Origin of the sequence: Streptomyces sp. NPDC005648 (genome assembly GCF_040605395.1) — a bacterium.
Taxonomy (GTDB): Bacteria; Actinomycetota; Actinomycetes; order Streptomycetales; family Streptomycetaceae; genus Streptomyces.
In genome coordinates, this window is the sequence record NZ_JBEXCS010000010.1 from 98,265 (window position 1) to 117,684 (window position 19,420).

19 protein-coding genes are annotated in these 19,420 nt (G+C 70.5%); 5 read left to right on the top strand and 14 right to left on the bottom strand.

What is annotated here, in order from left to right; translation table 11 throughout:
* Positions 1 to 381 precede the first annotated feature (381 nt).
* From ABZT17_RS08460 to ABZT17_RS08475, 4 genes are all read right to left on the bottom strand, one after another.
* Positions 382 to 1,968, bottom strand: coding sequence for a Na+/H+ antiporter (locus ABZT17_RS08460; RefSeq protein WP_356345345.1), 1,587 nt, complete (start codon positions 1,966 to 1,968; stop codon positions 382 to 384).
* Positions 1,969 to 2,035: 67 nt separating this feature from the next.
* Positions 2,036 to 2,407 (bottom strand): DUF2255 family protein, encoded by a 372-nt coding sequence (locus tag ABZT17_RS08465; RefSeq protein ID WP_356345348.1) that lies wholly within the window; start codon positions 2,405 to 2,407, stop codon positions 2,036 to 2,038.
* A gap of 59 nt (positions 2,408 to 2,466) precedes the next feature.
* Positions 2,467 to 3,483 (bottom strand): zinc-dependent alcohol dehydrogenase family protein, encoded by a 1,017-nt coding sequence (locus ABZT17_RS08470; RefSeq protein ID WP_356345350.1) that lies wholly within the window; start codon positions 3,481 to 3,483, stop codon positions 2,467 to 2,469.
* A 62-nt stretch (positions 3,484 to 3,545) separates the two neighbouring features.
* On the bottom strand, positions 3,546 to 3,680 hold the full coding sequence (locus tag ABZT17_RS08475) for a carboxymuconolactone decarboxylase family protein (protein ID WP_356345495.1): 135 nt from the start codon (positions 3,678 to 3,680) through the stop codon (positions 3,546 to 3,548).
* A gap of 310 nt (positions 3,681 to 3,990) precedes the next feature.
* Here ABZT17_RS08475 and ABZT17_RS08480 point away from each other — a divergent pair, with 310 nt between their 5' ends.
* The gene (locus ABZT17_RS08480; protein ID WP_356345352.1) at positions 3,991 to 4,863 is read left to right on the top strand and encodes a helix-turn-helix transcriptional regulator; all 873 of its coding nucleotides are present in this window, start codon (positions 3,991 to 3,993) and stop codon (positions 4,861 to 4,863) included.
* Positions 4,864 to 4,920: 57 nt separating this feature from the next.
* Complete coding sequence (locus ABZT17_RS08485) at positions 4,921 to 5,790, top strand: helix-turn-helix transcriptional regulator (RefSeq protein WP_356345355.1); 870 nt, start codon at positions 4,921 to 4,923, stop codon at positions 5,788 to 5,790.
* A gap of 84 nt (positions 5,791 to 5,874) precedes the next feature.
* On the opposite strand, the gene ABZT17_RS08490 is transcribed toward ABZT17_RS08485, so the two are convergent.
* From ABZT17_RS08490 to ABZT17_RS08520, 7 genes are all read right to left on the bottom strand, one after another.
* Positions 5,875 to 6,807 carry an NADP-dependent oxidoreductase gene (locus ABZT17_RS08490; protein ID WP_356345357.1) on the bottom strand — a complete coding sequence of 311 codons (933 nt, stop codon included), beginning with the start codon at positions 6,805 to 6,807 and terminating at the stop codon, positions 5,875 to 5,877.
* 134 nt (positions 6,808 to 6,941) lie between these two features.
* Positions 6,942 to 7,811 carry a helix-turn-helix transcriptional regulator gene (locus ABZT17_RS08495; RefSeq protein ID WP_356345360.1) on the bottom strand — a complete coding sequence of 290 codons (870 nt, stop codon included), beginning with the start codon at positions 7,809 to 7,811 and terminating at the stop codon, positions 6,942 to 6,944.
* Positions 7,812 to 7,952: 141 nt separating this feature from the next.
* Positions 7,953 to 8,651, bottom strand: a complete 699-nt coding sequence (locus tag ABZT17_RS08500; protein WP_356345362.1) for a type 1 glutamine amidotransferase domain-containing protein — start codon at positions 8,649 to 8,651, stop codon at positions 7,953 to 7,955.
* A 26-nt stretch (positions 8,652 to 8,677) separates the two neighbouring features.
* The gene (locus ABZT17_RS08505; RefSeq protein WP_356345364.1) at positions 8,678 to 9,067 is read right to left on the bottom strand and encodes a nuclear transport factor 2 family protein; all 390 of its coding nucleotides are present in this window, start codon (positions 9,065 to 9,067) and stop codon (positions 8,678 to 8,680) included.
* Positions 9,068 to 9,115: 48 nt separating this feature from the next.
* On the bottom strand, positions 9,116 to 9,388 hold the full coding sequence (locus tag ABZT17_RS08510) for a hypothetical protein (RefSeq protein ID WP_356345366.1): 273 nt from the start codon (positions 9,386 to 9,388) through the stop codon (positions 9,116 to 9,118).
* 13 nt (positions 9,389 to 9,401) lie between these two features.
* Entirely contained in the window at positions 9,402 to 10,394 is a 993-nt protein-coding gene (locus ABZT17_RS08515; protein ID WP_356345368.1) for an alpha/beta hydrolase, read from the bottom strand.
* A 529-nt stretch (positions 10,395 to 10,923) separates the two neighbouring features.
* Positions 10,924 to 12,141 (bottom strand): hypothetical protein, encoded by a 1,218-nt coding sequence (locus tag ABZT17_RS08520; RefSeq protein ID WP_356345371.1) that lies wholly within the window; start codon positions 12,139 to 12,141, stop codon positions 10,924 to 10,926.
* A 370-nt stretch (positions 12,142 to 12,511) separates the two neighbouring features.
* On the opposite strand from ABZT17_RS08520, the gene ABZT17_RS08525 reads away from it, so the two are divergent.
* The gene (locus tag ABZT17_RS08525) at positions 12,512 to 14,569 is read left to right on the top strand and encodes a phosphocholine-specific phospholipase C (protein ID WP_356345373.1); all 2,058 of its coding nucleotides are present in this window, start codon (positions 12,512 to 12,514) and stop codon (positions 14,567 to 14,569) included.
* Positions 14,570 to 14,678: 109 nt separating this feature from the next.
* Entirely contained in the window at positions 14,679 to 15,539 is an 861-nt protein-coding gene (locus tag ABZT17_RS08530; protein ID WP_356345375.1) for a phospholipid scramblase-related protein, read from the top strand.
* A gap of 33 nt (positions 15,540 to 15,572) precedes the next feature.
* Here ABZT17_RS08530 and ABZT17_RS08535 read toward each other — a convergent pair whose 3' ends face one another.
* Together ABZT17_RS08535 and ABZT17_RS08540 are read right to left on the bottom strand one after the other, a co-directional pair.
* Positions 15,573 to 16,517 (bottom strand): DMT family transporter, encoded by a 945-nt coding sequence (locus ABZT17_RS08535; protein ID WP_356345377.1) that lies wholly within the window; start codon positions 16,515 to 16,517, stop codon positions 15,573 to 15,575.
* Positions 16,514 to 17,314 (bottom strand): phosphatase PAP2 family protein, encoded by an 801-nt coding sequence (locus ABZT17_RS08540; protein WP_356345379.1) that lies wholly within the window; start codon positions 17,312 to 17,314, stop codon positions 16,514 to 16,516. Before ABZT17_RS08540 ends, ABZT17_RS08535 begins: the two co-directional genes overlap by 4 nt.
* A gap of 259 nt (positions 17,315 to 17,573) precedes the next feature.
* Here ABZT17_RS08540 and ABZT17_RS08545 point away from each other — a divergent pair, with 259 nt between their 5' ends.
* Positions 17,574 to 18,188, top strand: coding sequence for a TetR/AcrR family transcriptional regulator (locus tag ABZT17_RS08545; RefSeq protein ID WP_356345381.1), 615 nt, complete (start codon positions 17,574 to 17,576; stop codon positions 18,186 to 18,188).
* 135 nt (positions 18,189 to 18,323) lie between these two features.
* Here the strand turns inward: ABZT17_RS08545 and ABZT17_RS08550 are convergent, their stop codons facing one another.
* Positions 18,324 to 19,370, bottom strand: a complete 1,047-nt coding sequence (locus ABZT17_RS08550) for a DUF2510 domain-containing protein (protein WP_356345383.1) — start codon at positions 19,368 to 19,370, stop codon at positions 18,324 to 18,326.
* Between the last annotated feature and the right edge of the window lie 50 nt (positions 19,371 to 19,420).

Here is a 19,420-nt window from a genome sequence, read left to right on the forward strand (position 1 = left end):
CGTCCACGTCCGGCAGCGGAAGCGACACGAACGTGCCGAAGCGGGCGCGGTGCTCGCGTGCCAGTTCGGCGGTGTACTCGTTGACGCGCCGGGCGAGGAGACGGGCCGCCTTGTCGTCGCCGAAGTGCACGCCGGGGGAGGACAGGGAGAGCATCGCGGTGTCGATGCCGTTGCGGTCCATCGGCTCCAGATGGTCGCCCACGGACCACGACGGCCAGCCGCCCATGCCGTCGGGACGGGCGTGGCCCGCCGCGGTCGCCTGCTCGACGTAGAAGTCGGGCAGGTGGTGGGCGTGGACGTCGATGAGGCCGGAGGTCATGGCGCCGGGCTTCCTTCTCCTGGGCTGGGAACGGGACATGGGGGGCGAGGCGGTCGCCTCCTCTACTCCACCTGCTCGCCTCCGGCCAGCCGCACTTCTTCGGCGTCCAGGGCCGCCTGGAGCCGGCGGAGCACGGTGTCGTCGATCTGCGCCTCGTCCCTCAGCCGGACGACGGTCGCGCGCTTCGTGGCGATGAGGGCGAGCCGGAGGTCGGTGTAGTGGCGGTTGTGGAGCAGGGCGGGATCGTCGTCGGTGCCCGCGCCCCGGGCCCGTACCGTCGCCAGGTTGGCCTCGTACTCCTGCCGCAGCCACTCCGCGACCTTGGGGGTGGTGCCCAGTTCGGCCGTGAGCCGGGGCAGCGCCTTGATGGCCTCCTCGGTCGCCGTGGTCTCGGCGAGGATCTGCTCCTCGTCCACGGAGGTGTCGCGGGGCAGCCGGGCCCAGCGCACCACACCGGGCAGCAGCAGCCCCTGCACCACGAGGGTCACCACGATGACGCCGGAGGTGACGAAGACGATGAACGCCCGGCCGGGGAACGGCGCACCCGAGTCGAGGGTCTCGGGCACGGACAGTGCCACCGCCAGCGACACCGCGCCCCGAAAGCCGGCCAGCCCGCTGACCACGCGCGCCCGGTCGCTCATTCTCCGCTCGCGCTGCTCGGGGCGCCGGTCGATCGCGCGAATCAGATAGGCGGAGGAGAACAGGAACGCGAACCGGACCGCGACGAGGACCACGCTGACCACCCCGATCGCGATCAGGGCGTCCCGGAGGTCGGACCGGCTCAAGTGCCGCAGCGCGTACTGAAGTTCCACTCCCACCAGGACGAACAGCGCGCCGTTGATGATGAATGTGGCCAGCGGCCAGAAGGCCAGCGCCTGGCGGCGGTGCTCGGCCCGGATGAGGCTGGGCGCCACCTGGGCCATGATCAGGCCGCTCACCACGACCGCGAGAACACCCGAGGCGTGGATCAACTCGGCCAGCAGATACGCCGTGAACGGCGCCAGGATCATGACGAGGTTGCCGAGCAGGGGATCGTCCAGCCGGCGCCTCAGGTTCATGTTGACCCGGGCGACCGCGACACCGACCGCGGCCCCGCCGCCGTACGCGAGCAGGAACAGCGCGCCCACATGCGGGAGGGTGAGGTGCTCCTCGCCCACGGTGATACCGACCGCGAGGCCGTAGATCACCAGCGCGGTACCGTCGTTGACGAGGCTTTCCGCACGCAGGACCGTGATCTGACGGCGCGGCAGGGACCCCGCCAGCGCGCTCACCGCTGTCGCGTCGGTGGGCGCCACGGCCGCGCCCAGGGCCCAGGCCGGCCCCCACGGCAGTCCCAGTGCGTGGCCCGCGACCGCCACCGCCCCCGCGGTGAGGATCACCAGGACCGTGCTGAGCAGGACGATGCCGCGCAGATTCGAGCGGATCTCCCGCATCGATGTCGTCAGGCTCTCCCAGTACAGCAGGACGGGAAGGAAGAGCAACAGCACCACTTCGGGCGGGAGTTGGGTCTGGCGGACGGCCGGGACGAGGCCGATGAGGGCGCCGAGGACCAGCAGCACGACAGGCGGTGCGACACGGTAGCGCTGACCCAGGAAGTTCCCCGCCAGCACGGCCGCACCCAGGACTACGACGAGTTCGAGACCGAGCATGACACTTACTCCGGTGCGGGGCCGGCCGGCGATGACGGCACAGCGCGTCGGGCGGGGATCTTCCTGGTCATCTGGGCAGCAGCCGCAGTGTCGTGGAGCCTGCCGCCACCATGGGATCGACGTACGCGCCGCCGAAACGGCCGTACTTGCTCCGGTACGCCGTGTCTATGCGGTCGTTGGTGCCGGGGTCCGGCACCTCGGCGAAGGTGACGTCCTTGTCGACGCCGCCGGAGCGGACATGGCCCCCATGGGTCGCGACGGCGGTGCGCCACCAGCCGCCGCGCTCACCCCGGAAGGAGCGGACGTACAGGTCGTCGCCGTCACGGACCACCCAGATCGGCACCGGTGCGCGCAGGGTGCCGTCAGGCCGGAGCGGGGCCATCTCCAGTTCGTCGGCCCCGGCGATACGGTCGAGCTCCTCGCCCGTCCAGTGCGTCATCGGTGTGTTCCCGTCCTCGTGGTCCGGTGGGGGTGCGACGCGTCAAGGCCGCTGGAATGTCACGGGCGCAGCAGCGTCTTGATGGCGCGCCGCTCGTCCATGGCCCTGTAGCCCTCGGCCACCTCGTCCAGGGGCAGGGTGAGGTCGAAGACCCTGCCCGGGTCGATACGGCCGTCGAAGACGCGGCCGATCAGGTCGGGAAGGTAGGAGCGCACCGGGGCGAGGCCGCCGCGCAGGCCGACGTGGGAGAAGAAGAGCTCCTGCCCGCCGATCCGCGTGTCGTGCGGGAAGCCGACGAAACCGACGTTGCCGCCCGGGCGCGCGCACTGCAGGCCCTGGTGCATCGACTCCTGCGAGCCGACGCACTCCAGGACCGAGTCGGCGCCGACGCCGCCCGTCAGCTCCCTGACGCGGGCGACGCCTTCCTCGCCCCGTTCGCTGACGATGTCGGTGGCGCCGAACTCCAGGGCCAGCTTCTGCCGGGACGCGTGCCGGCTCATGGCGATGATGCGCTCGGCGCCCAGCTCCTTCGCGGCGATGACACCGGACAGGCCGACCGCGCCGTCACCGACGACCACGGCCGTGGAACCGAGCCTGACCTCGGCCGCCCTGGCGGCGTACCAGCCGGTGCCCATGACGTCGGACAGGGTGAGCAGGCTCGGGATCAGCGCCTCGTCCGGCTGCTCGGGGGTGGCGACCAGCGTGCCGTCGGCGAGCGGGATGCGGACGTACTCGGACTGGGCGCCGTTCACCTGCTGCGCGTGCAGGCAGGAAGTCTGGTACCCGGCTTGGCAGTTGGGGCAGGTGTTGTCGGAGGCCACGAAGGAACCGATGACGAACTGCCCCGGCCTGATGGTCGAGACCTCGCTGCCGACCTCCTCGATGACACCGACGTACTCGTGACCGATCGCCCACGGTCCGGCGACCGGCAGGACGCCCCGGTAGCTCCACAGGTCGGAGCCGCAGACACAGGCGGCGACGGTGCGGACGATCGCGTCCGTCGGCTCCGTGATGGCCGGCTCGGGGGCGTTCTCCACCCGGATGTCGCCCGGCGCGTGAATGATGGTTGCTCGCATGGTGTCTTCCCGGCTGTATCCGTGTCTGTCGTGCCGTCAGGGGCGGGCGCGTCCCTCAGGCGTCAGCCCGACCGCTCCGCCTTCTCCACGATCTCCTTGAGCTGCGTCATCGCGGTCATGGCGTTGGGCCATCCGGCGTAGAACGCCAGATGGGTGATGACCTCGATCAGTTCGTCCTTGGTGACACCGTTCTCCAGGCGAACAGGACGGTGTCGGTCACCTCCGCGAGCTTGGGGGCGAACTCCTGGATGGCCGGCGGGGCGAACTTCTTCCGTTCGGACATGAGGTGGGGTGCTCCTGGCGTGGATTCGGGTGGGGGGAGTGCGCGGGTCACCGGGGGAATTCCGGATTCCAGAGGTCGCTCATCATCCCGGTATCCCGGCACGTCACCGACTCTGTCACTTTCCCGGAAACCCGCAAAGGGGAGAATTCCATGCGGGTAACTGCTTATCCAGGGGAGAAATCCTTACCCCCCTCCCGGTGGCCGGGTGATGCCACACTGGCGTCATGACCGGCGACGGGCATCCGAATGAGCTGGGAGAATTCCTCAAGGCGCGGAGGGCCGAATTGACCCCGCGCACCGTCGGTCTGCCCGACACCGGCGGCCGCCGGGTGCCCGGCCTGCGCAGGGAGGAAGTCGCCCTGCTCGCCACCATCAGCACCGACCACTACACACGGCTGGAGCAGGGCCGCATCCAGCCGTCGGCATCGGTGCTGGCCACGCTCGCCCATGTCCTGCACCTGTCCGACCACCAGCGCGACCACCTGTTCGAGCTGGGCGGCCGGCCACGGGCCCGGCACCGCCGGCCGGCCGCGCAGACGGCGCACCCGCAGCTGCGCCGCCTGCTCGACGATCTCACCGCGAGTCCCGGTATGGTGCTCGGCCGCCGTATGGACATCCTGGCGTGGAATCCGCTCGCCGCCGCCCTGTTCACCGATTTCGCGAAGGTGCCGGAAAACAGGCGCAACTGCGTCCGCATCCTCTTCACCGATCCCGCCATGCGGACGCTCTACGCGGACTGGCGGGCCGTCGCCCGTGACTGTGTGTCCCATCTGCGCATGACGGCCGCCGAATATCCCGAGGATCCGCAGTTGATCAGCCTGGTCGGCGAACTCTCCGTGGAGGACCGGGACTTCGGCCAGTGGTGGGGGAGCCGTCGTGTGCCGCCGCGCCGGCAGGGCGTCAAGCGGTTCCACCACCCGCTCGTGGGCGAACTCGTCCTGGACTGGGACACCCTCGTCTGCGGCAGCGATCCCGACCAGGAACTCGTCGTCTGGACGGCGGAACCGGGCAGCCCGTCGTACGACGGACTGCGCGCCCTCGCCTCGCGGGCCACCAGCAGTCGGCCGGGCGAATCTCCGGTCGGTCAGGCCGGCTGACCCGGGGAGAAAAACCTCCCCCTTACATTTCGACTGAATACTGTGACACTCGCTGCTATGTACACCGAAGCGCGTTTGCCGGAACTGGGAGAATTCCTGAAGGAGTGCCGGGGCCGACTCGGCCCGCGCGCCGTCGGTCTGCCCGAGTCCGGGACGCTCCGTCGCGTGCCCGGGCTGCGCCGTGAGGAGGTCGCCCACCTCGTGGGGATCAGCACCCACTCCTACACGCGGCTGGAACAGGGGCGCGCCGCCGTGCCGAGGACGGTGCTCGCCGGGCTCGCCCGCGCCCTGCGTCTCGATGACGCCCAGCGCGACCACCTGTTCGAGCTGGCGGCGGGAGGCGCCCGTGAACCGCGCCGTCGGCCGGCGCAGAGGGCCCACCCGCAGCTCAGACGCCTTCTGGACGAGCTGACCACGAGCCCCGCACTCGTCGTCGGCCGGCACCTGGACATCCTCGCCTGGAACCCGCTGGCGGTCGCTCTGCTCACCGACTTCGGCAGGGTCCCCGCGAAGAAGCGCAACTACGCGCGGCTGATGTTCACCGATCCGGCCTTCCGGGAGCTCTGCCTCGACTGGCGGACCAACGCCCGGACCTGCGTGGCCCAGCTGCGTCTGGAGGCAGCCCGGTACCCCGGTGACCCCGGACTCACCGCGCTCGTAGGCGAGTTGTCGGTCGCCGACGCCGACTTCCGGCAGTGGTGGGCGGGCCGTCAGATGAACGGCCTGCGGATGGGCACGAAGCGGCTGCGCCACCCTCTCGTCGGTGACCTCACCCTGGACTGGGACAGTCTGACCTGCGCCGCCGACCCCGCGCAGAAGCTGCTGATCGCCACCGCCGAACCGGGAACCCCGTCGCACGACGGGCTGCTGTTCCTGGCGTCGTGGACCGCGGATCCGGTACAGCCCGCGGACGATACGGCAGCCTGAGCCGTCCGGGGAGGCGCCCGAGGACGGGCGGGGCCCGGTGTGGTCACCGAGCCGCGCCCATACGGCGCCCGCTCGTGGCCCGTGTCAGAACGTCAGGACCAGCCGGCCCCGGACACCACCCGCCGCGAGGACCCGGTGTGCCTCGGCGGCCTGTTCCGCCGGGAACGTCCTGGCGACCCGGAGGGTGATCCGGCCGTCCTCCGCCTGCTGCCGCAGCCGGTCGAGCCTGGCGTGTTCCCGGGCGTAGCGGAACACGACGATCGGCTCGTAGACGATGCCCCGCTCACCGGGACCGTCGTAGCCGAGGAGCGTGACCACCCGGCCCTTGTCACGCACCGCCCGGGCGGCGAGCGCGCCGAGCGAGGCGGCGTCGAGGAGTCCGTCGACGCCTTCCGGGACCTCCGCGCGGACCCGGTCCGGGTATTCGGCGCCGCGGCGCAGGACGATGTCGGCGCCGAACCCCTTGACCAGGGTCTCGTCCTGCTCCGACGCGTCGGCCACCACCCGCAGCCCGTCCGCCTTGGCCAGCTGGACGGCGTAACCGCCCACCGCGCCGGCTGCCCCGGTGACGGCGACGGTCTGCCCTGCCTCCAGGCCGAGGGTGTCGAGCGCCAGGCGCGCGGTCAGACCGTTCATCGGCAGGGTCGCGGCCTGCACGTCGCTCGCGCCCTGGGGTGCGCGCACCACGGACTGTGCCGGGACGACGACCTGCTCGGCGTAGGCGCCGTGGGAGCCGTCGGCGAGCACGATCGCGGTCACCTGGTCACCGACGCGCAGGTCCGTGTCCGTGTCCGCGCCGATCTGGTCCACGACGCCGGCCGCTTCCATGCCGGGCACGAACGGCGGCCGGGCGTCCGGAGAGCGGGCGGGTCCCCTGCGCTGGAGGGCGTCGACCGCGTTGACGGTCGCGGCGCGCACCCGGACGCGCACCTCGCCCGGACCGGCATCCGGGGCAGGCAGCTCAAGAACCTGAAGCACCTCCGGCCCACCGAATTCCGTGAAACCTACAGCCTTCATGCGAAACACCTCGTTGTCTGACCCACGGTCGCTGAGGTGTCCGACCTTTCCGTCTCGCGCAGGCCCGGAAAAGGGGAGGAATCCTGGCGGGGATACGGCTACAGGGGGGACGCGTCCTTCCCCCCGAGGGGCGTTCAGGTCGCCGCGTCGGACGCCGTCGGCTTCTGGTCGGCGGCCCAGGAGGCGAGGAGGCGCAGCCCGTCGTGGGAGGCGCTGCCGGGTTCGGCGTTCCACACGATGATGTGCTGGTCGGGGTCCGTGCCGCAGGTCAGCGTGTTCCAGTCGAGGGTCAGCTCGCCCACCACCGGGTGCCGCAGCTTCTTGACGCCCTTGCCCCGCATCGCGACGTCGTGTTCGGTCCACCACTGCCGGAACTGCGCGTCCTGGGCGGAGAGTTCCTCGACCAGCGCGGTCAGGGGCTGGTCGTCGGGGTAGCGCGCGCTCTCCATGCGCAGTTGGGCGATGGCCAGCCGGGTGACCTCCTCCCAGTCGACGTACAGCTCGCGCATCCAGGGTTCGGTGAACAGCAGCCGGACGAACACACGCTCCTGTACGGGGTAGCGGCCGAAGTCGGTCCACAGGGCGGCGGCGAGCTGGTTCCAGCCGAGGATGTCGGTGCACCGGCCGATGACGAAGGCCGGGGAGGCGCTGAGATCGTCCAGCATGCGCTGCAGCTGCGGGTCGACCTGCTGGCGCTCCCGGTACGCGGACGGACGTACCCTCTCCTTCGCCGCGAGGTCGAAGAGATAGGTGCGCTGGGCGTCGTTCAGTCTCAGGGCCTGGGCGATCTCGTCGAGGAGGGGAGCCGATGCCTGGAGCCGGCCCTGTTCGATCCGGGTGTAGTACTCGGTGCTGATCGCGGCGAGGAGTGCCACTTCCTCACGGCGCAGCCCCTTCACACGCCGCCGTGGCCCGCCGCGGAGACCGACATCGGAGGGGGTGAGCTCGGCACGGCGCGCCTTGAGGAACTCACCCAGCTCGTTCAGATGCGGATTGCGGTTCATGGGCTTCAGACTGGCACAGACGCAGCATCCTGTGAGGGGGACGGATCCGTACCCTGCCTGATCGGCCAGGGGTGGGGCGGCGACGGCCGGCGGCCCGGGTGCGATGCGCGCAGGGCCACCGGCGCGGGTGTCTCCGGATCGTCAGCCCAGCGCCTTGACCAGCTCCTGGGCGAGGGGGACGGCCGAGTACGGGTTCTGGCCGGTGTAGAGGGTGCGGTCGACCTGGACATGCGGGGTGAACGGGTCGGCCTCGCGGTAGTCGGCCTTGAGTTCGCCCACGAGGCGGTCCTGCAGCAGCCACTTGGCGCGGTCCGCGAGACCGTTCTGCTTCTCCTCGGCGTTGGACAGCCCGGTCAGGCGGTAGCCGGAGAAGGGGGATGTGCCGTCGGGGCCGATGGTGGCCAGCAGGGCCGCGGGGCCGTGGCAGACCAGGGAGACCGGCTTGCCGGAGGCGAGCCAGTCGGTGAGCAGCCTGCCGGAGGCGGCGTTGTCGGGCAGGTCCTCCATCGGACCCCAGCCGCCGGGGTAGAAGACGGCCACGTAGTCGTCGATGTTCACGTCCTCGATGCGCATTGGGTGCGCCAGCTCGGTGGCCTCCCGCAGCGCGGTGCGCATGCGCTCGGCGCCTTCCTCGCCGCCGTTGAAGTCCGCGGTGAGGCTGAGGGCGTCTGCGGTCGGCGGCACACCGCCGGGGGTCGCCGCCGCGATCTCGTATCCGGCTTCCTTGAAGACCTGGTAGGGGCCGATGGCCTCCTCGGCCCAGAAACCGGCCGGCTGGCGGGTTCCGTCGGCCAGCGTCCAGTGGTCGGACGCGGTGATCACGAAGAGGATCTTCGCCATGGGGTTGCTCCTGAAAGAGGGGAGGGTCAGCCCTTGAGGGCTTCCTGGAGGACGTGGCTGTCGGCGATCTGGCGCATTCGCACCGCCTGGCCGTCCTGGACGGTCCACAGGTGCAGGAACCGGACATCGGCCTTGTTCCCGGTCTTCGTCTCGGCGTGGTAGTGGCCGTAGACGAAGACATGGCCGGCGTCGTCCGCGAAGAACTCCTCGGGCACCGCGCCGAAGGACTCGTAGCCCGTCATCCTGCCGAAGAAGTCCTTCGCCACGCTGTCCCAGCCGTGGTAGACACCGCTGTTCGGAAAGCCGGGGGTGATGTCCCAGACGAAGTCCGGAGCCATCACCTCCTTGGTGACCTCGGGTGCCATGCGGGACTCGTAGACCCGGCGGATGAGAGCGAGGCTCGGGGACTCGGACATGGGGGTACTCCTTGCGGGGGGTGGGTGAGGCGGAAAGGGTTCCCGTGCTCAGGCGGCGAGGGCGTCACGGCCCGCGCGGAAGATCGCGGCCTGCCGTGCGACACGCGCGCCGAGGTGCTCCGCGGTGGCGATGTGGAACCAGCGTTTGCTGCCGGCCTGGGCGAAGGCGTGGAAGGCAGCGGAGGCGGTGCCCATGTACGTCGCCGCGCCGAAGACGATCGCGTCGGCGGCACCACGTGCCACGGCTTCCGCGATGACCGCCGTGTGGCCGTGGCCCGAATGAAAGGCGATCGCGACGGTGGGGCCGCCGGGACGGGACATGGTGATATCTCTTCTAAAGGACGGCGAAGAACTTCACCATTTTGGTGAGCGCCTGATCCATGTACTCCGGAACGTCATACATCGCGATATGGGTCGCGCCGTCGACGACGAACAGTTCCTTCGGGCCGTTGGAAAGCTCGTAGGCCTGGTCGCTGAACACCTTTGTGTCCGCCTTGCTGCCCGCGATGAGAAGCAGCGGCTGGGTCAGCAGCTGGGGAATCTGGTCGAACGCCGAGAACGCGTACATCTTGTCCATGCCGGAAAGCAGGAAACGGCCCTTGGAATTGGGATGCGCGCCACGCGGAGTCCGGTAGTAGTCGTATCCCTCACGCAGGAGATCCGGCGTGTTGTCGTCGATCTCCTCCAGCGTCTCCGGGACGAACGGGGCGTAGACGGGCGCCGCCCCCCTCGCCTCCGCCGTGCGCTGCCGAGCGACCAGTTCCAGTGTCTTGATCTGCTCGGACACCGGGGACAGGTGTCCCAGGAAGGCCCTGGAGCCTTCGCCCATCGGAGCCGCGCTGACCGTGGCCACGGCCTTGAAGCGGCGCTCGGTCTGGGCCACGCTGATCGCGTAACCGCCACCGGCGCAGATGCCGAAGACACCCATCCGGTCGGTGTCGACGTAGGGGAGAGCGGTGAGGAAGTCCGCCGCGCAGCGGGCGTCCTCCACCCTGGTCGGCGGGTCCTCCAGAAGGCGCGGTTCGCCGCCGCTCGCTCCCTGATAAGAGGAGTCGTAGACCACGGTGACGAATCCGTGGGCGGCCAGCCGCTCGGCGTATCGGCCGATGGTCTGCTCCTTCACGCCACCGGCCGGGTGAATTCCGACCAGGGCCGGGTACTTCTTCTTTTCGTCGAAGTCGTCCGGAAGATGAAGGTGTCCCGCTATTTCTATTTCCTTGTTCCTGAACGAAACGACTTCGACCATGGCGCCTGTCCCCTTTTCGCCGGTGTTCCGCCGATTGGCGGTCCGGACACCATGATTCGCCGGTGGTGAGGTGATGTCCACTCGCTATGGGGGGGAAGAAATCGTCCCCTGGATATGAATAATCCGGCCTCGGTCTCGTGGTTCTCACCTCCGCCGAGCGGTCCGTCGTCCATGCCCTGCTCCATCGGATGCCGGCCGAACTCACTCCGGCGGCTCTGCCGCCGACGGCCCCCTCGTGACCCTCCAGGGGGGCACCAGGGAGGCGATGGCCTGCGGAGTCGCCTTCAGGTGACGGGCGACTCCGCTCCGGCCGGCCCTGGTTCGGCACGGACGGACATCATGAGCGTGTAGTGCGCGGCCGCCATGCCCAAGGGGCGCAGGCCCGCTCCTTGAGTGCCCGCACGGCCGGCTGCGCACGGCGCAGCGCCCAGGTCACCCGGTCCGGCGCGTCGAGCGGGCCGAAGCCGGCGCCTTCCTCACATCCCGCCGGGGTGGCCCTCACCAGCGTGACTGCCTGCCGGACGGGCCGGGCTCCTTGTTTCGGCGCCGGCGTCGGCCCGAGCCGGGGGTGCGGGGGCGCAGTTCGACCGCGGTCGAAAAGGCGCGGTGATCAGAACGGCCGGTGTGCGGCTGCGTTGGCCCGGGTCGCTTTCCGCGGCACCCAGACCGCTGCGTGGAAAGGGCCGTTGGCGGTGGACGGGTCGGCGGGCGGCAGGGCCGCGCTGCCCGCCACGACCCCGTGCCGGTTGACCTGCGCCGCGGCCGAGTTGAGGCCGCCGAGCGAGTCCAGGTAGGTGAAGTCGCCGTTGTCGACGCGGGCGACGAAGGCGAAGGAGTTGGGGGCGAAGTTGTCACCCACCACGAGCTTCCCGGAGATCTGCCTGACCTCGGTGACACCGCGCCCCGAGCCGATCGTGGCGGTGGTGTGCGTCCTGAGGTCGTACGAGCTGGAGAGCAGGCTGTCACCGCCGACGACCGTGTGCCCGCTGACCAGCTGCGCGATCAGGAAGTGGAACCCCAAGTCGGTGCGGACGCCGGTGCGGAGGTCGTAGGCGTATCCGCTCAGGCTGTTGCCGGCGGTTCGGGACTGACCGACCACGGTGGAACCGCTGATGTCGCCGGCCGTGCTGGAGCTTCCGCCCAGGGTGCCCAGATCGGTCATCGTCCGGGTGCGCAGGTCGTACGCGAATCCGTGCGTCGCGCCGGCGGAAGCGTTCGGCAGCGAGGAGTTGCCCACGACGATCCCGTCGTCGACGGCCGCCGCGGTGCTGGCGCCCGACGGGCCGGCGAGGCTGCCGAGATCGGTCATGGTCCCGGTGCGCAGGCTGTACGCGAACGCGTGGGCGACCGCGTCGCCGGACAGCGACGACGTCCCCACCACGGTGTCACCGTCGATACCGGTGATGTCGGAGCCGCTGCCGCCGAGCGTGCCGATGTCGAGGAGCCGGCGGGTCCGGATGTCGTAGACGAAGCCATGGGTCTGACCGGTGGTCAGGTCCGACTCCCCGACGATGTGGTTCCCCGCCACGCCGGTCGCCCGGCTGGAGCCCCCCAGCGTGCCGAGGTCGGTCATCGTGTGGCCGCGCAGGTCGTACACGAAGGCGTGTTCGGAGGCGTCGCCGCTCGTCAGCGAGCTGCCGACGACCGTGGTGCTGTCGATGGCGGTCGCCTCGCTGCGGGTACCGCCCAGAGTGCCGAGGTCCCGCACGGTGTACGGCACGGACCCCGCCGGCGCGGCCGGTGAAGCGCCGGCCCCGTACGCCGGTCCGGTGCCCACGGCGAGCAGGCCCGCGCCCAACAGGATCCAGGCACGCAGACGTACGCGCATGATGCCCCCCTTGAAACGATCGGTCGGGTGGAGACGATCGGTCGGATCGAACCCGGTCGGCGGACCCCTGTGCCCTCCCCGGACACGGGCCGACCGATGTGCACAGCCCTCACTTGTACAGCAGTTGCGATCGATCAGACAGGCGCCGGTCGGCCACACGTACGACACCGCTTCCTCCGTGGGGGAGAAGCGCCGGCGTCTCCCGCGTCCGCCGCCGGGCCGGGGGCCGAACACCCGCGCGTACCGACGACTTTCACACAGACGCCACCGGACCCTTCCCTGACGTTTGCTGCTGTTGGAAAACTCGCACCGCGCGCATTCCGTCTTGTTCCGGCCATCCGCACCTCAGGATGAGAAGAGGCACTCACCCATGCCCGAAGTCAACCGGCGCCGATTCCTGCAACTCGCGGGCGCGACCACGGCGTTCACCGCCCTGTCCAACAGCATCGAGCGCGCCGCCGCGCTGCCCGCGAACCACCGCACCGGGTCCATCGAGGATGTCGAGCACATCGTCGTCCTGATGCAGGAGAACCGTTCTTTCGACCATTACTTCGGCACCCTCAGAGGCGTCCGCGGCTACGGCGACCCGCGGCCGGTGGTGACCCGGCAGGACGGGAAGCCGGTCTGGTACCAGGCGGACGCGAGCGGCAAGGACATCCTGCCCTTCCACCCGGACGCCGACGACCTCGGCCTGGCCTTCATCCAGGACCTCCCGCACGGCTGGAACGACGGCCACGCCGCCTTCGACGGGGGCAAGTACGACAAGTGGGTCCCCTCCAAGGGCTCCACGACGATGGCGTACCTGACCCGCGAGGACATCCCGTTCCACTACGCGCTCGCCGACTCCTTCACCATCTGCGACGCGTACCACTGCTCCTTCATCGGCTCGACCGACCCGAACCGCTACTACATGTGGACCGGTTACACGGGCAACGACGGCCAGGGCGGCGGGCCCGTCCTCGGCAACGACGAGGTGGGCTACAGCTGGACCACCTACCCCGAGCGCCTGGAGAAGGCCGGCGTCTCCTGGAAGATCTACCAGGACGTCGGCGACGGCCTCGACGCGAACGGCAGCTGGGGCTGGATCCAGGACGCCTACCGCGGCAACTACGGCGACAACTCGCTGCTCTACTTCAAGCAGTACCAGAACGCGGCACCCGGCGATCCGCTCTACGACAAGGCCCGCACCGGCACCGACGCCCGCAAGGGCGAGGGCTTCTTCGACCAGCTCAAGGCCGACGTCAAGGGCGGCAGGCTGCCGAAGATCTCCTGGATCGTCGCCCCCGAGGCCTTCACCGAGCACCCCAACTGGCCCGCCAACTACGGCGCCTGGTACGTCTCCCAGGTGCTGGACGCGCTCACCTCCGACCCGAAGGTGTGGGCGAAGACGGCCCTGTTCATCACGTACGACGAGAACGACGGTTTCTTCGACCACCTGCTCCCGCCGTTCGCGCCGACGTCCGCCGCGCAGGGCAAGTCGACCGTCGACCTCGGCCCGGACCTCTTCAAGGGCGACAGCAGCCATGTCGCCGGCCCCTACGGGCTCGGTCAGCGGGTGCCGATGCTGGTCGTCTCGCCGTGGAGCAAGGGCGGCTTCGTCTGCTCCGAGACGTTCGACCACACCTCCGTCATCCGCTTCATGGAGGCCCGCTTCGGCGTCCACGAGCCGAACATCTCGCCCTGGCGGCGCGCCATCTGCGGCGACCTGACCTCGGCGTTCGATTTCTCCCACAAGGACACCAGGCCGGTCGCCCTGCCCGGTACCGACGGTTACCTGCCGCCGGACGACAAACGTCACCCCGACTACGTGCCGACCCCGCCGGCCAAGGGCTCCCTGCCCCGGCAGGAGCGCGGCCTGCGCCCGGCGCGTCCGCTCAAGTACACCCCGTACGTGGACGGTTCGGCCGACCCGGCCGCCGGGAAGTTCACGCTCACCTTCGCCTCGGGGGCGAAGGCGGGCGCCGCCTTCCTCGTGACCTCGGGCAACCGCGCCGACGGGCCGTGGAGTTACACCACCGAGGCCGGCAAGACCGTCGCCGACACCTGGAACTCGGCGTACTCCAAGGGCTCGTACGACCTGACCGTGCACGGCCCCAACGGGTTCCTGCGCGCGTTCAAGGGCGACAACAAGGCCGCCGGGCCCGAGGTCACCGCCCGCCACAAGGGCGACGACCTCGAGCTGAGCTTCACCAACAAGGGCTCCGGCACGGTCCGTCTGAAGCTGGCCGGCGGATACGGCTGCCGGCCGCGCACGTTCACGGTCCGGCCCGGGGCCACCGTCCGGCACACCGTCGACCTCGCGGCGAGCCGGCGCTGGTACGACCTGACCGTGACCTCCGAGGCGGACGCGGCGTTCGTACGGCGCTTCGCCGGACATGTCGAGAACGGGCGGCCGGGGGTGAGCGACCCCGCGATCATCACCGGGTGAACTGCCGGTGAAGGGACGGGGGTCCCCCGCTCGAGCGAAGTCAGTGGGGGAAAATACCGTATCGCGGGGGGCTGTTCAGGTGCCGGTGGACGCGGGGTAGTGTGCCCCGGTGACCACGCATTCGAACACTCCTGCAGGCTGGTATCCGGATCCGCACGGGGCGCCGCAGACCCTCCGTTACTGGGACGGCGCCCAGTGGACCCAGCACACCCATGCGGACCAGCAGCAGGCGCAGGCTGTTCCCCAACAGCCGCCCGCCGCCCCGCAGATGCCGCAGCAGCAGGTTCCGCAGCAGTCCGCGGGGCCGGACCCGCGGGTGCAGCGTCAGGTGCAGCAGCAGGCCGGGGTCGCCGGGGGCGGCCCCGGCGGCGGCACCCTGTTCACCGAGCCGGTTCTGGTGGTCAACCAGAAGGCCAAGCTGATCGAGCTGACCAACGAGTACAAGGTCATGGACCAGAACGGCAACCAGATCGGCTCGGTGACCGAGGTCGGGCAGAGCACGCTGAAGAAGGTGGCGCGCTTCGTCTCCAGCCTCGACCAGTTCATGACGCACCGGCTGGAGATCCGGGACGCCTACGGTCAGCCGCAGTTGGTGCTGACCCGGCCCGCGAAGGTCTTCAAGTCCCGGGTGATCGTGTCCCGTCCGGACGGCTCGCCGGTCGGTGAGATCGTCCAGGAGAACATGATCGGGAAGATCAACTTCGCGATGAACGTGGACGGGCAGAAGATCGGCGCGATCAAGGCGGAGAACTGGCGGGCCTGGAACTTCGCGATCGTCGACCACGCGGAGAACGAGGTCGCCCGGATCACGAAGACGTGGGAGGGCCTCGCCAAGACGATGTTCACCACCGCGGACAACTATGTGCTGCAGATCCACTACCAGCTGCCCGAGCCGTTGCTGAGTCTTGTCGTGGCCACGGCGCTGACGGTGGACACGGCGTTGAAGCAGGACTCGCGCGGGCTGGGCTGAGCGGGGCCTGCCGGGCCCCTTTGACGGCGCCGCTCAGAGCGGGGTCAGGTAGTTCGGGTCCGCCGGCTGCTTGGGGAGGATCGGGTTCTCCAGCAGAGCCGTCTCCGGCTTCAGGGCCAGAACCGCCGCCACCGGGTGCTCCTCGTCCACCAGTACCGCCTCCGGTGCGACCCGGCTCAGCAGGACCACGCCCCAGGACGCGAGGCCGGCGCCGGCGAGGGCGAGCAGCACTCCCGCCGGGCCGCCCTGGAGGCGCTCGCCCAGGAGGCTGAGGCCGATGGCGGCGGCGGCGACCGGGTTGGCCAGGGTGACCATGGCCAGGGGGGCGCCGAGGCCGTCCTGGTAGGCGGTCTGGGACAGCAGGAGGCCGGCCGCCGCGAAGGCCGCGACCAGCAGGGCCACCCCGATGACCTGCCAGCTCAGCAGGGAGCCGGAGCGGTCCGTGGCGGCCACCGTCACCGTCTGGGTGAGGGCGGAGGCGACACCGGAGGCGAAGCCGGACGCGGTGGCGTGGCGCAGGCCGGGGCGGGAGCCCGGGCGGGCCAACAGACCGATCAGGGCCGCGGTGACGCCGGCGACGGCCACCGCCTCGGACGTGCTCAGTACGGTCTCCGGTGCCTTCCCGGAGGCCGTCACCAGGATCGCGGCCAGCCCGAGCAGCGTCAGCGCGGTGCCCCGCCACTCCACGGCGCTCACCTTCCGTCCGGCGATCCGCGCCCCCATGGGCACCGCCGCGACCAGGGTGAGCGCGCCGAGCGGCTGTACGACGGTCAGCGGACCGTACTTGAGGGCCACCACGTGCAGGAGCGCGCCGGAGCCGTTGAGCAGGACCGAACCCCACCAGGCGCCCGAGCTCAGCATCCGTCCCAGGCCGGAACCGGGGTTGCGGGAGGCGAGCCGCTCCTGGGCGACGGCGGCGGCCGCGTAGGCGACGGCGGAGAACAGCGAGAGGACGATGGCGAGGACGGTGGCGTTCATCGGCCGGCTCCCACGAGGATCTTGTCGTCGGCCACGGGCGCGAGCTTCTCGCTGCCCCGTCCGGCCGTGGTGACCGTCCGCTGCGGACGGTGGATCAGGGCGAGTGCCGCGCCGAGCATGGCGGTGGCGACGATCGCGTCCAGCCAGTAGTGGTTCGCCGTGCCGACGATCACCAGGAGGGTGATCACCGGGTGCAGCAGCCACAGCCAGCGCCAGCGGGAACGGGTGGCCACGATCAGGCCGATGGCCACCATCAGCGCCCACCCGAAGTGCAGCGACGGCATCGCGGCGAACTGGTTCGAGAGATGGTCCGAGGACGGCGGGCCGTACACCGAGGGGCCGTACACCTTCGCGGTGTCGATCAGGCCCGTGGCGGCCAGCATCCGGGGCGGCGCCAGCGGGAACACGAAGGGCAGCACGAGGGCCGCGGAGGTGACCGTGGCGAGGACCCGGCGGGCCCAGACGTAGTGCGCCGGGCGCTTCAGGTACAGCCAGACCAGGAAGGCGGTGGTGGCGGGGAAGTGGACGGTCGCGTAGTAGGTGTTCGCGAGGTGCACCAGGGTGTGGCTGTGCAGCAGGGCGGACTGGACCGCGCCCTCGCCGGGCAGATGGACCGCTCGTTCCAGGTCCCACACGCGATGCGCGTTGTGGATCGCCTCGCCGGTGTGGCCCGTGGCCAGCTGCCGGCCGAACTTGTAGACGAGGAAGAGCCCTGCGACGAGCAGGAGCTCACGGACGAGCGGAGGCCGGGCTATGGCGCCGGTCTCTCCTTCTGCAGGCTCGGTGCGGGCATTCATCCCCCGGCCCCTTCGCTGACGATGGTGCGGATGTGCGGTCGTACGGGTCCAGACCCCGGATGCGGCCGGGACTCATCGGTACGCCTCCGTCCCGAAACGAAAGCGTTCCGATACGGGAGTGTACCGATACGAAGCCGTTCCGGTACACTGGCGTATCGATTGAGGTACGACACACTGGATGTCGGGAATAAAGAGCGAATAAAGCGGGACGCAGACAACGGCGGTACGCCGGGACGGACGAGACGGAGAGGACGAGCACATGACGTCGCAGGCCGCGGACGAACCGGAGACGGTCGCCGCCTCGCGCCGCTCCAAGATCACGCGTGAGCGTGAGCAGGAGTTCTTCGACGCCGTGCTCGAACAGATCCGTGAGTGCGGCTATGAGGCCGTCACCATGGAGGGCGTCGCCGCCAGCGCGCGCTGCAGCAAGTCGACGCTGTACCGGCAGTGGAAGACGAAACCCCAGTTCGTGGTGGCCGCCCTGCGCTCCCGCCGCAAGGCGCGCTTCGGCGGTATCGACACCGGATCGCTCGCGGACGACCTGCGCGAGGCCGCCCGGGCCATCGGTCGCTGGTCGCTCAACGACACCAAGCTGCTGCAGGCCCTCGGACACGCCGTCACCCAGGACGTGGAGCTCGCCCGGGCGCTGCGCGAGGCGCTGGTCGAGCCGGAGATCGCGGCGCTGCGGGAGATCCTGCTGCGCGGGGTCGAGCGCGGTGAGATCACCGCCGGCCATCCGGCGCTGGAGTACATCCCGGCCCAGATGTTCGGCGTGGTCCGCGCCCGGCCCATCGTGGACGGCGAGTACGCCGACCCCGAATACCTGGTCCGTTTCGTGGAGGCCGCCGTGCTGCCGGCACTCGGTCTCACCTGAGACTCAGGCCGCCGTCCACGGGATGACTGGACGGCGACCTGAGCGCGCCGCACCGTGGGGACGGGGGCGGCGCGCACCCCCCGGCCGGGTGGGGTCCCCCTTGAGCGGAGGGGCGCCCCACCCGGCCGACCGCTGTCAGACGTTGCTGCCGTCGCCGCCGCCGGTCGACACCTTGATGCCCTTGGTGATGGTGTCGATGACCGACTGGCTCTGGTCGACGTCCACCCCGAAGCGGACCACGACGATCTGCGAGGGCTGGGCCGGGGAGGGGAAGGCGAGCGACTCGACATAGCCGTCGGACCCCTTGCTGGTGACCGCCTTCCAGCGGACCAGATAGCCCTTCTGGCCGGCCACGGTGACCGCCTTGGAGGCGAGCACCTGGTGCGAGGTGATGGAACCGTAGGTCTTGCCGCCGTAGGACTGCTCGGCGTTCGCCGCGATGTCGGCCTTCGCCACCGCCTCCGCGGTGCCGCCCGCGGTCTTGAGCACCGGCGCCAGGGTCGAGGACGCGCCGCCCTTGGTGCAGGTCTGGGTGGTGTCGCCGGGGCACTTGTAGGAGTCGTCGGAGCTGATCTGCGCCCCACCCGCGTACTCCTGGCCGTACCAGTCGCCCGGGATGGGCAGGCTGATCCCGCTCAGCGCGTCGGTCACCGAACCGCTCTTGATCTTCGGCGGCTCGGACTGTCCGGGCGCGGGCGCCTGACCACCGCCCGAACCGCCGGAACCGCCGGAACCGCCCGGGGCGCCCGACGAGCCGCCGTCGCCCTGTCCGAACGGGCCGCCCTGCCCGCCGCCCGAACCGCCCTGGCCGCCGAAGCCGCCCGGCCCCCGCTGCGAGGAGGCGCTCCCGCCGCCCGAGCCGCCGTCACCGGTCAGCGCCCACACGCCCACGCCGATGCTCGCCAGCACCGCCACCGCGATACCGACGGCTATGCCCGTGCGCAGACCCTGCCGCTGCGGCCCGGGCGGCTGGGCGGGGTACGCCGGATAGCCGGGGAACGCCGGGTACGCCGGATCGGCCCCGGCCGTCGGCGCCTGCGCCGGGGGACCCCATACGGCGGCCGAACCCGCGGGGCGGGTCTGGTCCGTCCATGCCTTGCCGTCCCACCAGCGCTCGGCGGCGGGACCCTCATTCGTCTGCCCCGGGTCGGGATACCACCCGGGAGGAGTCACCTGCGTCATGCCCCCACCGTATGAGGCGTCGGTGAAAGCGGGATGAGAGGATCCGGACT

Excerpts from the sequence above, each read along its gene's own strand:
- ABZT17_RS08460 (WP_356345345.1), bottom strand. The coding sequence starts at position 1,968 with ATGCTCGGTCTCGAACTCGTCGTAGTCCTGGGTGCGGCCGTGCTGGCG.
- ABZT17_RS08465 (WP_356345348.1), bottom strand. The coding sequence starts at position 2,407 with ATGACGCACTGGACGGGCGAGGAGCTCGACCGTATCGCCGGGGCCGAC.
- ABZT17_RS08470 (WP_356345350.1), bottom strand. The coding sequence starts at position 3,483 with ATGCGAGCAACCATCATTCACGCGCCGGGCGACATCCGGGTGGAGAAC.
- ABZT17_RS08480 (WP_356345352.1), top strand. The coding sequence starts at position 3,991 with ATGACCGGCGACGGGCATCCGAATGAGCTGGGAGAATTCCTCAAGGCG.
- ABZT17_RS08485 (WP_356345355.1), top strand. The coding sequence starts at position 4,921 with ATGTACACCGAAGCGCGTTTGCCGGAACTGGGAGAATTCCTGAAGGAG.
- ABZT17_RS08490 (WP_356345357.1), bottom strand. The coding sequence starts at position 6,807 with ATGAAGGCTGTAGGTTTCACGGAATTCGGTGGGCCGGAGGTGCTTCAG.
- ABZT17_RS08495 (WP_356345360.1), bottom strand. The coding sequence starts at position 7,811 with ATGAACCGCAATCCGCATCTGAACGAGCTGGGTGAGTTCCTCAAGGCG.
- ABZT17_RS08500 (WP_356345362.1), bottom strand. The coding sequence starts at position 8,651 with ATGGCGAAGATCCTCTTCGTGATCACCGCGTCCGACCACTGGACGCTG.
- ABZT17_RS08505 (WP_356345364.1), bottom strand. The coding sequence starts at position 9,067 with ATGTCCGAGTCCCCGAGCCTCGCTCTCATCCGCCGGGTCTACGAGTCC.
- ABZT17_RS08510 (WP_356345366.1), bottom strand. The coding sequence starts at position 9,388 with ATGTCCCGTCCCGGCGGCCCCACCGTCGCGATCGCCTTTCATTCGGGC.
- ABZT17_RS08520 (WP_356345371.1), bottom strand. The coding sequence starts at position 12,141 with ATGCGCGTACGTCTGCGTGCCTGGATCCTGTTGGGCGCGGGCCTGCTC.
- ABZT17_RS08525 (WP_356345373.1), top strand. The coding sequence starts at position 12,512 with ATGCCCGAAGTCAACCGGCGCCGATTCCTGCAACTCGCGGGCGCGACC.
- ABZT17_RS08535 (WP_356345377.1), bottom strand. The coding sequence starts at position 16,517 with ATGAACGCCACCGTCCTCGCCATCGTCCTCTCGCTGTTCTCCGCCGTC.
- ABZT17_RS08540 (WP_356345379.1), bottom strand. The coding sequence starts at position 17,314 with ATGAATGCCCGCACCGAGCCTGCAGAAGGAGAGACCGGCGCCATAGCC.
- ABZT17_RS08545 (WP_356345381.1), top strand. The coding sequence starts at position 17,574 with ATGACGTCGCAGGCCGCGGACGAACCGGAGACGGTCGCCGCCTCGCGC.
- ABZT17_RS08550 (WP_356345383.1), bottom strand. The coding sequence starts at position 19,370 with ATGACGCAGGTGACTCCTCCCGGGTGGTATCCCGACCCGGGGCAGACG.